11 protein-coding genes and 1 riboswitch are annotated in these 13,699 nt (G+C 45.5%); of the genes, 9 read left to right on the top strand and 2 right to left on the bottom strand.

Going from position 1 to position 13,699, the window contains the following annotated elements; genetic code table 11:
* The first annotated feature begins 77 nt into the window (after positions 1-77).
* The 6 genes from OH456_RS25200 (at position 78) to OH456_RS25225 (ending at position 8,700) form a co-directional block, all read left to right on the top strand.
* Positions 78-764, top strand: coding sequence for a GntR family transcriptional regulator (locus OH456_RS25200; RefSeq protein WP_006072419.1), 687 nt, complete (start codon positions 78-80; stop codon positions 762-764).
* 72 nt (positions 765-836) lie between these two features.
* Positions 837-1,736 (top strand): methylisocitrate lyase, encoded by a 900-nt coding sequence (prpB, locus tag OH456_RS25205; RefSeq protein ID WP_062460608.1) that lies wholly within the window; start codon positions 837-839, stop codon positions 1,734-1,736.
* Between the two features lie 104 nt (positions 1,737-1,840).
* Positions 1,841-2,971, top strand: coding sequence for a bifunctional 2-methylcitrate synthase/citrate synthase (gene prpC, locus OH456_RS25210; RefSeq protein WP_006072421.1), 1,131 nt, complete (start codon positions 1,841-1,843; stop codon positions 2,969-2,971).
* Positions 2,972-3,019: 48 nt separating this feature from the next.
* Positions 3,020-5,614, top strand: coding sequence for a Fe/S-dependent 2-methylisocitrate dehydratase AcnD (gene acnD / locus OH456_RS25215; protein WP_270034427.1), 2,595 nt, complete (start codon positions 3,020-3,022; stop codon positions 5,612-5,614).
* 10 nt (positions 5,615-5,624) lie between these two features.
* Positions 5,625-6,800: a 2-methylaconitate cis-trans isomerase PrpF gene (gene prpF, locus OH456_RS25220; RefSeq protein WP_270034429.1), complete on the top strand. Its 1,176-nt coding sequence runs from the start codon at positions 5,625-5,627 to the stop codon at positions 6,798-6,800.
* A 19-nt stretch (positions 6,801-6,819) separates the two neighbouring features.
* Positions 6,820-8,700 carry a propionyl-CoA synthetase gene (locus OH456_RS25225; protein WP_124941134.1) on the top strand — a complete coding sequence of 627 codons (1,881 nt, stop codon included), beginning with the start codon at positions 6,820-6,822 and terminating at the stop codon, positions 8,698-8,700.
* Position 8,701: 1 nt separating this feature from the next.
* Here OH456_RS25225 and OH456_RS25230 read toward each other — a convergent pair whose 3' ends face one another.
* The gene (locus tag OH456_RS25230; protein WP_006072426.1) at positions 8,702-9,037 is read right to left on the bottom strand and encodes a hypothetical protein; all 336 of its coding nucleotides are present in this window, start codon (positions 9,035-9,037) and stop codon (positions 8,702-8,704) included.
* Between the two features lie 176 nt (positions 9,038-9,213).
* On the opposite strand from OH456_RS25230, the gene OH456_RS25235 reads away from it, so the two are divergent.
* Together OH456_RS25235 and OH456_RS25240 are read left to right on the top strand one after the other, a co-directional pair.
* Positions 9,214-9,708, top strand: coding sequence for a GNAT family N-acetyltransferase (locus tag OH456_RS25235; RefSeq protein WP_270034430.1), 495 nt, complete (start codon positions 9,214-9,216; stop codon positions 9,706-9,708).
* Positions 9,709-9,720: 12 nt separating this feature from the next.
* Positions 9,721-11,253: a bifunctional NUDIX hydrolase/phosphatase PAP2 family protein gene (locus tag OH456_RS25240; protein WP_270034431.1), complete on the top strand. Its 1,533-nt coding sequence runs from the start codon at positions 9,721-9,723 to the stop codon at positions 11,251-11,253.
* A gap of 266 nt (positions 11,254-11,519) precedes the next feature.
* Here the strand turns inward: OH456_RS25240 and OH456_RS25245 are convergent, their stop codons facing one another.
* Positions 11,520-12,887, bottom strand: a complete 1,368-nt coding sequence (locus tag OH456_RS25245; RefSeq protein WP_270034432.1) for an alanine/glycine:cation symporter family protein — start codon at positions 12,885-12,887, stop codon at positions 11,520-11,522.
* A 145-nt stretch (positions 12,888-13,032) separates the two neighbouring features.
* Positions 13,033-13,132, bottom strand: a riboswitch (glycine riboswitch).
* Between the two features lie 389 nt (positions 13,133-13,521).
* Between OH456_RS25245 and OH456_RS25250 the strand changes: the two genes are divergently transcribed.
* On the top strand, positions 13,522-13,680 hold the full coding sequence (locus tag OH456_RS25250) for a hypothetical protein (RefSeq protein ID WP_006072438.1): 159 nt from the start codon (positions 13,522-13,524) through the stop codon (positions 13,678-13,680).
* Positions 13,681-13,699 lie beyond the last annotated feature (19 nt).

Below are 13,699 nucleotides of genomic sequence, written 5' to 3' on the forward strand. Positions count from 1 at the left end.
GGCATTAAGCTGCTTAAATAATGTTCATGTAATGAGAACTGTCAACAATGTGAGTAAATTCTAAGGTGAGCGTTGATATGAGTGCAGAACCAGTAATGAATGACGACGCGCCGTTAAAAGAAGCGACCAAGTCTGAAAATTTAACAGAACAGCTCATCGAAGAGATTGTTGAAGGGAGAATTGAATCAGGTAGCAAGATCTCTGAACCAGAGCTAGCAAAACGCTTTGAAGTGAGCCGTGGACCTCTTCGTGAGGCTATTATGCGCCTAGAAGGGTTAGGACTGATTGAACGAATTCCTCATGTAGGGGCGCGCGTGATTACCTTATCTCAAGATAAGTTGGTGGAGTTGTACTCCGTTCGTGAAGCTCTAGAAGGAATGGCGGCGAGACTGGCTGCACAAAACATCAGTGATAAAGAAGTTGGTGAGTTGGAAACGCTGTTAAACCGACACTCAGAGCATATAGACGAAGTGGATGGTGCTTCCTATTTCCACCAGCATGGTGATTTTGACTTCCATTACCGCATCATCAAAGCCAGTCAAAACAGTCAATTAGTAAACTTGCTATGCAATGAGCTTTACCACTTGTTGAGGATGTATCGATATCAATCACCTCGGACACAATCTCGTCCTGAGGCAGCGTTAAAGGAACATCTTTTTATTTTAGACGCGATTAAAAATCGTGATCCTGAATTGGCAGAACTGCTGATGAGAAGACACATTTCACGAAGCAAGGCGTTAATCGAAAAGAACCTAGACAGCTAATTCAATTTATAGATGACGCAGTAAAGATGTCCGGCACTGCGTTACATAAGGGAAAGTAACAAGGAGACAATCATGTCAGTATCCCCGGGACAACTATTCCGTGACGCCGTCACTAACGGTAACCCACTTCAAGTCGTTGGTACGGTAAATCCTTACTGCGCCATGATGGCAAAAAACGTTGGTCATCAAGCTATTTACTTGTCGGGTGGTGGCATTGCTAACGCATCGTATGGACTTCCTGACCTAGGTATTACTACCTTAAATGACGTCTTGGTTGATGTAGAGCGCATTACAAATGCGTGTGACTTGCCTTTGCTGGTGGACATTGATACTGGCTTCGGCGGCGCTTTTAACATTGCTCGTACGATTAAGGCGATGGAAAAAGCAGGGGCTGCAGCGGTGCATATTGAAGATCAGGTGGCTCAAAAGCGTTGTGGCCATCGCCCTAATAAAGCCATTGTTAGTCAGCAAGAAATGGTAGATAGAGTCAAAGCTGCGGTAGACGCCAAAACTGACGCTAGCTTTGTCATTATGGCCCGTACCGATGCACTGGCGGTTGAAGGGATGGATAAGGCTATTGAACGCGCGATTGCGTGTGTTCACGCGGGTGCTGACATGATATTCCCCGAGGCGATGACCTCGCTTGAACACTATCAGCAATTCAAAACGGCTTTGAATCAGGCTACAGGTAAAGATGTTCCGATTCTTGCCAATATTACCGAGTTTGGGCAAACCCCGTTATTTGGTTGTGACGAGTTGGCAAAAGTCGGCGTCGATATGGTCCTTTACCCGCTATCTGCATTTAGAGCGATGAACAAGGCAGCAGAGAATGTCTACCAGCATTTGCTAAGTGTTGGCAATCAAGAAGCGCTTACCGAGCAAATGCAAACTCGTGCAGAGCTCTATGCACATCTCAATTATCACAGCTACGAAGATAAACTGGATCAACTATTTACCGAAAGCAAATCCTAGGAATACAACGGAAGCTCAAGAAAACCATTTACTAACTTTATCCAATAACATGATGCCGCGTTAAGAGATCCCAAAAGGGACAAAAGCGGGAAAAGGAGTTCAAAATGCCTAATTCAGCCATAGGTGGAGCAGGTCTACGAGGCCAAAGTGCAGGTACGACAGCGTTATGTACAGTAGGTAAGTCCGGGACTGGTCTCACTTACCGAGGTTACGACATCACCGATCTTGCCAACAATGCACAATTTGAAGAAGTCGCGCACTTACTATTGCGTGGCCATTTACCTAATCAAACAGAGCTCGATGAATATAAAACCATTCTTGTGGGCTTACGTGGCCTGCCTGAATCTTTGAAAAAGGCACTGGAGTTGATTCCCGCCGATGCTCACCCGATGGATGTGATGAGAACGGGTTGCTCGATGCTAGGTAATTTAGAGCAAGAACTAGACTTCTCACAACAAGAAGCGGCGACAGAGAGAATGCTTGCGCTATTTCCTGCGATTATCTGTTACTGGTATCGCTACAGTCATGATGGCGTGCGTATTGATACCAAGGACCAGTCAGAGGATTGTATTGGGGGCTATTTCCTGAAAATGCTGACTGATAAGTCGCCATCTGAGCTTCACAAAAAAGTGATGCATTGTTCGTTAATTCTTTATGCCGAGCATGAATTTAATGCCTCGACCTTTGCAGCTCGTGTTTGCGCCTCAACCTTGTCCGATATTCATTCCTGCATCACGGCAGCTATAGGCACTTTACGTGGTCCATTGCACGGCGGAGCAAACGAAGCCGCCATGGATATGATTCAAGATTGGCGCAGCGCGGACGAAGCAGAAACCAATATCATGCAGATGCTAGCCAACAAAGATAAAATCATGGGTTTTGGACATGCTATTTATCGCGAGAGCGATCCGCGTAATGCACTCATTAAGCGTTGGTCAGAAGAGCTATCTACACAAGTTGGCGATACCTATCTTTACGATGTTTCGGTAAGGGTAGAAGCGGTAATGAAACGCGAAAAAGGTTTGTTCTGTAACGCTGACTTTTTCCATGCGTCGGCTTACCACTTTATGGATATTCCTACCAAACTGTTCACGCCTATTTTCGTCATGAGTCGACTTACAGGTTGGGCTGCTCACGTTTATGAGCAGCGCGCAAATAACCGAATTATTAGACCAAGCGCGGACTATGAAGGCCCAGAAGCAAGAGAGTGGGTGGAAATCAACGAACGTGACTAACTGTGAAAACTAAGCAGAGAAAAAAGAGCGTTTAGAAAGGATGTGAGCATGTCTAATCAAACTATAAATTACCAATATCGCAAAGCTCTCCCCAATTCGCAGTTGGACTATTACGATGCCAAAGCTGCGGTTGATGACATAGAGCCAGGAGCCTACCAGCACTTGCCATACACGTCTCGAGTTTTGGCAGAGAATTTAGTACGTCGTTGCGAACCGTCAGAGCTAGAGGTGTGTTTGTCTCAGCTTATTTATCGCCGTCGAGATAAAGACTTCCCTTGGTATCCAGCCCGCGTTGTCTGTCATGACATTCTTGGGCAGACTGCTTTGGTGGACTTAGCTGGATTGAGAGACGCGATAGCTAATCAAGGCGGCGATCCGGCCAGCGTCAACCCTGTTGTTGAAACTCAGCTGATTGTTGACCATTCATTGGCGGTTGAGCATGCCGGCTTTGAGGCTGATGCGTTTGAAAAGAATCGAGCCGTAGAAGAGCGTCGAAATGAAGACCGATTCCACTTTATCGAGTGGTGTAAAACTGCCTTTGAGAACGTTAGTGTAGTACCAGCCGGTAACGGAATTATGCACCAAATCAACTTAGAGAAGTTGTCGCCAGTCGTTCAAACTAAGCAAGGCGTGGCATTTCCCGATACCTGCGTCGGCACAGATAGCCATACGCCTCACGTTGATGCACTTGGTGTTATTGCCATTGGCGTTGGCGGTTTAGAGGCGGAAACGGTGATGTTAGGTCGACCATCCATGATGCGCTTACCAGATATTGTCGGGGTTCGTCTTGTTGGACAGCGTCAACCCGGTATTACCGCCACTGATATTGTGTTGGCGTTAACTGAGTTCTTGCGTGCTCAACGTGTAGTATCGAGTTATTTGGAATTCTTTGGTGACGGTACTAAGCATCTGACTATCGGTGATCGTGCCACCATTTCAAATATGACGCCAGAATACGGCGCGTCAGCTGGCATGTTCTACATTGACGAGCAGACTATTAACTATCTGAAGCTTACTGGTCGCGATGATGAACAAGTTAAATTGGTAGAAAACTATGCTAAGCAAACAGGGCTTTGGGCAAATGCTTTAGAAAGTGCACAATATGAACGAGTACTTGAATTTGACCTATCTAAAGTTGAAAGAACCTTAGCAGGTCCCTCCAACCCACATCGCCGATTACCAACTGCTGAGTTAAACCAGCAGGGTATTGCTGCACCTTGGGAGCAGACGCAAGATAAGATGCCAGATGGTGCTGTTATCATTGCGGCTATTACCTCCTGTACAAATACCAGTAATCCAAGAAATGTTGTGGCGGCAGGGTTGATCGCAAAAAAAGCCAATGAGTTAGGACTACTCCGCAAACCGTGGGTGAAATCATCATTCGCACCGGGTTCCAAGGTCGCCAAACTGTATCTAGAAGAAGCGGGATTGTTACCAGAACTCGAAACGTTGGGGTTTGGCATCGTCGCCTACGCTTGTACCACGTGTAATGGTATGAGTGGTGCGCTGGATCCACAAATTCAGCAAGAGATCATTGAAAACGATCTCTACACCACTGCTGTATTGTCGGGTAACCGGAACTTTGATGGGCGAATTCACCCCTACGCTAAACAAGCGTTTCTCGCCTCACCGCCATTGGTTGTTGCGTACGCGATAGCAGGTACCATTCGCTTTGATATTGAGCGCGATGCTCTTGGTCTTGATGCTTCCGGTAACCCCATCTATCTCAACGATATTTGGCCAAGTGACGAAGAGATCGATGCTGTAGTTAGCCAACATGTGAAACCTGAGCAATTTAACCAAGTGTATATTCAAATGTTCAAGCTGGATGAGACCGAGAGAGCGAAAAGCCCACTCTATGACTGGCGTGAACGCAGTACTTATATTCGTAGACCGCCATACTGGGAAGGGGCGTTGACAGGTAAACGCACATTGCGAGGAATGCGACCCTTAGCAGTATTAGGCGACAACATTACCACTGATCACTTGTCGCCATCGAACGCGATTCTAGCCACTAGTGCTGCCGGCGAATATCTGACAAGCATGGGCGTGCCAGAAGAAGACTACAACTCGTATGCAACCCATCGTGGTGACCACTTGACCGCGCAAAGAGCGACATTTGCGAATCCAAAATTGTTCAACGAGATGGTTAAAGAGGGTGAACAGGTCGTTCAGGGTTCTCTCGCTCGTATTGAGCCGGAAGGTAAAGTCACAAGAATGTGGGAAGCCATTGAGACCTATATGGCGCGTAAACAGCCGTTAATCATTGTAGCGGGTGCTGATTATGGGCAAGGTTCTTCGCGAGATTGGGCTGCAAAAGGTGTGCGCCTAGCCGGGGTTGAAGCTATTGCGGCAGAGGGTTTTGAACGAATTCACCGCACCAATTTAGTGGGGATGGGAGTTCTACCTCTTGAGTTCAAAAAAGGTACCAACCGCAATACGTTAGCGCTTGATGGCACGGAACAGTACGACGTCGTAGGCGATATCAAAGCGGGTTGTGATCTTGCTTTAGTGATTACCCGAACCAACGGGGAAAAACTCGATGTGCCAGTGACTTGCCGCTTGGATACTGAAGATGAAGTTAAAGTCTACTCAGCTGGTGGCGTGTTACAGCGATTTGCTCAAGACTTCTTAGCACAGTAAGGGGAAAGGAATGATTAAACAAATTAAAATTCCTGCGACTTATCTGCGTGGCGGTACTAGTAAGGGGGTCTTTTTCAGCTTGTTGGATCTCCCTCTTGAAGCTCAGCAACCAGGAGCAGCACGAGACAAGTTACTGATGCGCGTAATAGGAAGTCCAGATCCTTATGCAAAACAGATTGATGGCATGGGAGGCGCGACGTCGAGCACCAGTAAAACGGTGATAGTGTCAAAAAGCACCCGTGATGATCACGATATTGACTATTTATTTGGGCAAGTTTCAATCGACAAGGCCTTTGTCGATTGGAGTGGTAATTGCGGCAACTTATCGGCTGCGGTGGGACCTTTCGCTATTCATAGTGGGTTGGTTGATAAAGAGCGGATACCCGAAAACGGTATCGCGAAAATTCGAATCTGGCAGGCAAACATTCAAAAAACCATTATCGCTAACGTTCCTATTGTCGACGGCGAAGTGCAAGAGTTGGGTGATTTTGAGCTCGACGGAGTGACATTTCCGGCTGCCGAGATCGCGGTTGAGTTTGTTGACCCTAGTGACAGCAATGGCTCGATGTTCCCGACGGGCAACTTGATTGATGATCTAGAAGTGCCAAATGTAGGTGTCTTTAATGCGACCATGATCAGTGCGGGTATCCCAACAATTTTTATCGATGCCAAGGAACTAGGTTTATCAGGTGCTGAACTTCAAGATGACATTAACAGTGATGAGGCTTGGCTTGAAAAGTTTGAAATAATCCGAGCGCATGGTGCGGTAAAAATGGGCTTGATTGATTCGGTTGATCAAGCCGCGACTAGGCAGCACACTCCGAAAGTGGCTTTTGTGTCGTCTGCAAAAGACTACGTTTCATCGAGTGGTAAGCCCATTGAGGCCAACAGCGTTGATCTCTTAGCTCGTGCTTTGTCGATGGGGAAATTACACCATGCGATGATGGGCACTGCGGCCGTTGCCATCGCCTGCGCTGCAAGCGTAGACGGTACCGTCGTAAATTTGGCTGCTGGCGGAGGCAACCGAGAATCTGTGACGTTTGGGCACCCTTCTGGAACATTGAAGGTGGGGGCGGTTGCTTCACAGTCATCGAATGGCTGGACAGTAAATAAAGCAATAATGAGTCGAAGTGCTCGAATCCTTATGGAAGGTTGGGTTCGTGTGCCATCGGATACTATGAAATAGACATATTGGAGGACGCATTATGTCTGCATATCAACAAGAATATCAGTGGGCTGAGAAGCAACCAGAGTCTTTTTGGGAACATCAAGCAAGAGCCATTGACTGGTTTGAAGCGCCAAAAACCATACTTGAGAAAGATGAAAACGGCATCGAGCGTTGGTTTCCTGACGGTGTTATGAATACTGCTTGGTTAGCACTTGATTATCACTGCGAAAATGGGCGAGGGGAGAAAACCGCTCTCATTTACGACTCACCTGTCACAGGTACAAAGCAAAAGTATAGCTATTTTGAGCTTCGAGATAAGGTTGCAAAAATCGCGGGAATGCTTGCTAAACAAGGAGTGGTTAAAGGCGATCGTGTTGTTATCTATATGCCAATGATCCCGGAAGCGGCAATGGCAATGTTGGCTTGTGCACGTTTGGGGGCGATTCATTCAGTAGTATTCGGCGGCTTTGCACCAAACGAACTGGCTGTCAGAATTGAGGATGCTGAACCTAAAGTCATTATGACCGCGTCTTGCGGTATAGAAATCAATAAGGTTTTACCTTACAAGCCATTGGTTGACAAGGCGATCATGGATAGTCGTTGGAAGCCGAACAATGTATTTGTACTGCAACGTCCGCAATGTGAGGCAGAGCTGAATCAAGAACGTGATTTGGACTGGCAAACAGAATATGAATCCGCGTTGCCCCATGAATGTGTACCTGTGCTTGCCACTGACCCTCTATATATTTTGTATACGTCAGGAACGACTGGGAAACCAAAAGGTGTGGTGCGCGATAATGGTGGGCACGCCGTCGCTATGAAGTACTCAATGTCTGCAGTCTACAACATGCCAACTGATGGCGTATATTGGGCCGCGTCGGATGTAGGTTGGGTAGTAGGGCATTCTTACATTGTTTATGCACCGCTTATTCACGGTTGCACTTCAATTCTTTTTGAAGGTAAACCAGTAAGAACGCCCGACCCAGGTGCATTTTGGCGTGTGTGTGAAGAATATAATGTTCAAGTGCTGTTCTCTGCACCTACAGCGTTTCGAGCAATCAAGAAGGAAGACCCTGATGGCTTGGAGTTGTCTAAGTATGATATCAGCGGGTTAAAGAGCATTTTTATGGCGGGGGAGCGTCTCGACCCACCGACGTTAGAGTGGGTAGAAACACATACCAAAAAGCCAGTGATCGACCATTGGTGGCAAACGGAAACGGGTTGGGCTATCTCTTCTAACCCGTTAGGTATAGAGGTAATGGGTGTCAAAGCGGGCTCATCAACGAAACCAAGTCCGGGTTTTACCGTTGAGATTCTCAATGAAATCGGTGAGCCAGTTGGCGCTAATCAACAAGGCTTTGTCTCACTTAAACGTCCATTGCCACCAAGTTGCCTTACTACCGTGTGGCGCAATCATGACCGATTTGAATCGGGCTATTTAAGTCAGTTTGAAGGTTATTATGTCTCTGGAGATGGCGGTTATCTGGATGAGGATGGCTACTTATTCATTATGGGACGAGTGGATGATGTCATAAACGTAGCAGGACACCGCTTATCTACTGGTGAGATGGAAGAAATTGTTGGTGGACATCCAGCGATTGCAGAGTGCGCAGTTGTTGGTGTGCATGATGACCTCAAAGGTCAGTTGCCATTGGGCTTAGTGGTATTAAAAGATGGTGTCAAAGTTGATAGTGGGGAACTGGAACATGAATTGGTCGGTAAAGTTCGTCAGGAAATCGGTGCTGTTGCATGTTTCAAACACGCACTAGTAGTAGAACGATTACCCAAAACTCGCTCTGGTAAGATTCTACGTCGAGTTATACGCCAAATAGCCGACGGTGAAACCTACACTGTCCCTTCGACGATTGATGACCCAAGCAGCCTTTCAGAAATTGAACGAGCGTTGCATACAGACTGATTTAATTGTCATAAGGAACCGAACTCATCTGCCACATTTTAAGAACATGGTTCGGTTCCTCGCAGTTACCAAACAACATTTGATACTTAGGAGTAAAAGGTTCGCCGATATAGGTAGTACGGCTGAACTTTCCGGTCTTTAGGTCGACCTGTGTGACAACTCTTCCTTTAAAATTCTGAAAAATTACGAACTGCTCACTTTGAAATACTAACTGTTCTTGATAGAACCAAAAATGGTCGGTAGTAGCCGTTAACGTACATTTCATCGGCAAAGACGCCAAAGAATAGGGCGCCCATAATAGTAGGCCGAACAAAGTGCAAATCAGTGTACGTGACATATCATGCTCCTTATCGTTTTGGATAAGTATAGTCACCTGAGAGTGTGATATTCACCCACGAGACTCCTACATCATCTTTCATTATGTTTTTTTATTTGCACATGCCTGACAAAACCCTCACACTAGGCGCACATTTGTAAACGACTTTCTCTTTTTGCAACATTTACCACGCGTCTATGACTGATTTAGCCTATAGAATTCGCTCTGCTAATACCCAAGATTTGGAAACGCTAAATGATCTTATGTATGAGTTGCATGAGTATCATCACCAAGCTGTCCCCGAAGACTTCAAACCCGCATCAGAGGTGCAGGAAGAAAAGAGCATTGCACGTTACCTAGATTCACCTGACTGCTTGGTACTTGTTCTAACCATTGATGGCGACAAGCGCGCCCCTCAGATCGTCGGTTTTGTGACGGCGCAGTTTTGTGAACTACTGTCACCGATTAGTAAGCCTTGTTTAATAGGAAATATCGATGAGCTGTTTATAAAACCTGACTATCGGCATCATGGGTTTGCTCAAAAATTACTGAAAGAAAGTGAACGTCGTTTAATTGAGTTAGGGGCTAGTCAGATTATGGTTGAGGTCTGGGACTTTAATCACGCCGCTCTGAACTTATATAACAAAGAGGGATTTATCCCTCATATACATTGTCTTAGAAAAAAAATCTAATTAGGTATGTCTGTGACTCAACTTTTGAGCCATATTGCTTTTACGCTATTACTTGCGCTACTAACAATACATCAGAGCTTTGCTGCTTCGGACATGTCGCCGAACGTAACGTCTAAGGTGCCAAACACCTCGTTCAATGAGCTGTCGGATAATCTCCGAGAACCTTTTGTGCATAATGATCCACCATTAGCTCCTACAATAAGAGGAGCATTGTGTTTGGTTCGTGCTGACGATCGCATTCTGCTGGTCGATGAAATCGTAACGGGAAAGCTATCTTTGCCGGGAGGAACGATTGATAATAACGAAGATCCACGACTCACTGCCCAACGTGAAACATGGGAAGAGGCAGGATTGGTGGTTGTCGTTGGTCAAGAGTTAGGCCGAACTAAACGTGCAGTGTTCTATGAGTGTAAGGTCGAGTCTGACATTATTGCTTACAGTGAGACGAATTATGGTCGAGGGGTAGAACTTCCTATTTATTTTGCACCCCATTTTGGTGTGGAGGTACGTAGTGCCAACCTACTGAGCCCAAAATCGGTATCATCGACAGAGTATCGATATCCTAGTCAGTGGCCGATGGTAGAATCTATGTTTGCTGCGATCCCGAATCAGCCTATCAGTTATATCGACAACCTAATCAGTTCTGCGCCAAAAGTTCATCAACTCGAATTGTCTTGGTTATCTAGTACACAAGAAGCGCTTGTTGCAGCGCCGAAGCAACTACAAGAGTTAGTTGTCTTAGGTGGTAATGTACTTTACATCGTGTTGCAGCCGTTACTACTTCTTTCATTCCTGCCACTGTTCATTTGGCTATGGGGGCGCTACTTTACCGCACAACTTATGTTTGCTGTGACGGCGACCTCGTTATTTATTTTGGTCGCAAAGCAGGGGTTTAGCTTTCCTGTTCCCCATGCTTATTTACCCACGCTTAACTATAACGAGCGAAGCGGGTTCAGCTTTCCCGACTTAATCATGGCGAATTGGATTTGTATTTCCAGTATCGTGGTGAGTCAAATACAGCCACGCCATTTGAGTAAGTTCGCCATCGCGGCTTTTTTGGTCACTATCATCATCGCGTTCTACCAATTTATAAGTGGGGGTGCATTCTTGTCGGACATGTTAGCCGGTGCAATTATTGGTGCGCTTGTTGGCTGGCATTTTATTAGGCATCATTTTAGCCTTGCGGTCATTGAAGACTACACGTTTACGCGGGTTAAAGTGTGGCTCATACTAACGGCGATTGCGGCCACCTGTGCTTATATCTGGCAATACCCATCATTTTTAAGCTGGTTAGCGCTGTGCATCGGAATGCTATTGTTCGCTGTCGCAAATGGCTATTGTCCGCCTCGTTCGAAGATGTGTCTGAAAGAGCTCCTCTGTTCTTTGGTACTTATTCTACTGTTGTTAATTGGCTATTTTCGTTTGGAAACCATGTTTGCGCACAGTGGTATTGGATCTTTGCTGTTACAAACATTGGTGATACCGGTGACTATTGTGATTCCGGCTATTGTGATGATCGTGTTTCGTAAGAGAAACTGCCATTAAGACGTTTTAGTAAACGGATTAGCATTTGGCGTAGAAAGGTAACTCATAGTTTATGGATGACGTTAATCTATGGCTTCATTCATTCGGTAGGACATTCCTATGATCATTGCAATTATAGCGGCTTGTTCGGCGTTTATGGCGACATTGGCCACTCAATTAAACGGCGCAACCGATGCGGCACTAGATAGCGTTGCTGACATAATGTTTATGTAAAAAGAAAGGTCTGATTAAACATCAGACCTTTTCTAATTTAAGAGTTGATGACTCTATGCAATAACAGCCTCACGCTTGTTTTTAGAGGTCGAAGCAAAGTAGAGTTTAGTCTCTTCAATAACGACATTTCTGAGCAACACCAATCCAATTAGGTTAGGCACCGCCATTAAGCCATTCACGATGTCGGCAATAATCCAAATTATATCTAGGTGCAAGAAAGCGCCAGACGCGACCAAACCAACGAAGATGATCTTATAAGGTAATACCGCCTTGGTGCCCATGAGGAATACAACGCAACGTTCACCATAGTAATTCCAGCCAAGAATAGTAGTAAACGCGAAGAATATCAGTCCGATCGATACCAGTAGAGGACCGAGAGTATCCGAATTTAGACCGACGGCAAAAGCATGAGTGGTCATAGCTGCGCCAGCAAAATCACTTTGCCACGCACCAGTTAAAATCAATGCAAGGCCTGTCATGGTACAGATAATGATTGTGTCGATGAACGTACCCGTCATAGAGATAAGGCCTTGGCGAACACAGCTATCAGTTTTAGCCGCCGCCGCCGCCATTGGCGCACTGCCTAGACCACTCTCGTTAGAAAATACACCACGAGCAATACCGGATTGAATTGCCAGCATTATGCTGGCCCCAACGAAGCCCCCTGTTGCTGCTGTGCTAGTAAATGCAGATACTACGACAAGTTGAATTGCGGCACCTAGTTGTTCGGCGTTCATGACTATAACGCTCGAGCAGGCTAGTACATAAAACACCGCCATGGTCGGTACGACTTTACCTGCCACATTAGCAATAGACTTGATACCACCTAAGGTTACAAAGGCAACAAGAAGAGTAAGAACCGACGCGGAGATCTCGCGAGAGATACCGAAAGAAATGTGGCTTGCATCCAGAATAGCGTTGACTTGTGGAAAGGTACCAATACCAAAACAAGCTACACCAAGAGCAAAGACAGCAAACATCGTGGCTAGGAACTTAGAACCGACACCATCGCGCAGATAGTACATAGGTCCGCCAAGCATCTGTCCTTTATCGTCTACTTTGCGATATTTAACGGCGAGCAAGCATTCGGCATACTTAGTAGCCATACCAAACAGCGCCGCTAACCACATCCAGAATAAAGCACCTGGGCCGCCTAGCTTAATTGCAGTTGCAACGCCTACGATGTTACCAGTCCCTATTGTCGCTGATAAAGCGGTACACAATGCAGCGAAGCTAGAAACATCACCATTACTGGATTTGTCTTTGCTGAATACGAGCTTGAGCGCGGTTGGAAGATGTCTAAATTGAAGTAAGCCAAGTCTAAACGTGAAGTATACGCCAGTACCAACAAGCAAAATGAGTAATGGTGGTCCCCATACAAAAGAGTCGATAGCTTGTAGTAAAGATTGAAGGTCGTTCATGATTTCCCCTTAATAAAACAAAACTTAAGGAGAAGAGAGAAGGGCAGTAATCCACAGACCGAAAATGATCTGAGTTCATTACCACTCAGTATTGACCGTAAACGGTTGTTCGTTACAGTAGAAATATGAGTTGTTCAATGGTGCTATTCTCTCCTCTGTCCTTTTGCCTGAGAGTTTCACTCATTACATGAAATGAGCTTGCTCCTTCGGCGACCGATTTAACGGTTCTCTCCAGAGGTTCCTCCAACTACAGTCCTCACTTTATCCTTATCTAAGATAAGCTCTGATTTCTCAGAATAAAGCACCTGAAAGATTTACTTCTTCGGCGGGTCATACTAACCAAATGTTAATGCAAGGTTAATAAACCACTCTCCTGCAGTCTTCAACGGAACAAATATCTAGTGACTAGATAATCTGTGACGGCAATCCTATCGTAAATAAAAAACGATGTCATGAATAATTTTACAATTTATTTGAGCCAAAATAGGGCGTAGATCGTTCCATTTGGTATATTTGAACATGTTTCTGACTTTAGAATTGAAGTTGTACGCTAAAGTGATGAGTAGTACAGTTAACTCTCTGGAAATTCACTACTTTTGCTTAAAATGTAGCCGTTAGTGCAAAGGAGATGTTTATGACTCGATTGATTGCAATTGCGTTTCTAGTGGCTCTGGCCTTTTTACTGTTTCGATATAGAACCAATGAGAAGGTACAGAAAGGTGTGGTGATTACGGTGCTGTCTGCGTTTGTTATTTATACAGCAACCTTGGTCATATCTGAGTTAATTCGATAAACCTATGAACAACTTTTAA

This window comes from Vibrio sp. La 4.2.2, assembly GCF_027586995.1.
GTDB classification, from domain to species: Bacteria; Pseudomonadota; Gammaproteobacteria; order Enterobacterales; family Vibrionaceae; genus Vibrio; species Vibrio mediterranei.

Excerpts from the sequence above, each read along its gene's own strand:
- OH456_RS25200 (WP_006072419.1), top strand. The coding sequence starts at position 78 with ATGAGTGCAGAACCAGTAATGAATGACGACGCGCCGTTAAAAGAAGCG.
- prpB (WP_062460608.1), top strand. The coding sequence starts at position 837 with ATGTCAGTATCCCCGGGACAACTATTCCGTGACGCCGTCACTAACGGT.
- prpC (WP_006072421.1), top strand. The coding sequence starts at position 1,841 with ATGCCTAATTCAGCCATAGGTGGAGCAGGTCTACGAGGCCAAAGTGCA.
- acnD (WP_270034427.1), top strand. The coding sequence starts at position 3,020 with ATGTCTAATCAAACTATAAATTACCAATATCGCAAAGCTCTCCCCAAT.
- prpF (WP_270034429.1), top strand. The coding sequence starts at position 5,625 with ATGATTAAACAAATTAAAATTCCTGCGACTTATCTGCGTGGCGGTACT.
- OH456_RS25225 (WP_124941134.1), top strand. The coding sequence starts at position 6,820 with ATGTCTGCATATCAACAAGAATATCAGTGGGCTGAGAAGCAACCAGAG.
- OH456_RS25230 (WP_006072426.1), bottom strand. The coding sequence starts at position 9,037 with ATGTCACGTACACTGATTTGCACTTTGTTCGGCCTACTATTATGGGCG.
- OH456_RS25235 (WP_270034430.1), top strand. The coding sequence starts at position 9,214 with ATGACTGATTTAGCCTATAGAATTCGCTCTGCTAATACCCAAGATTTG.
- OH456_RS25245 (WP_270034432.1), bottom strand. The coding sequence starts at position 12,887 with ATGAACGACCTTCAATCTTTACTACAAGCTATCGACTCTTTTGTATGG.
- OH456_RS25250 (WP_006072438.1), top strand. The coding sequence starts at position 13,522 with ATGACTCGATTGATTGCAATTGCGTTTCTAGTGGCTCTGGCCTTTTTA.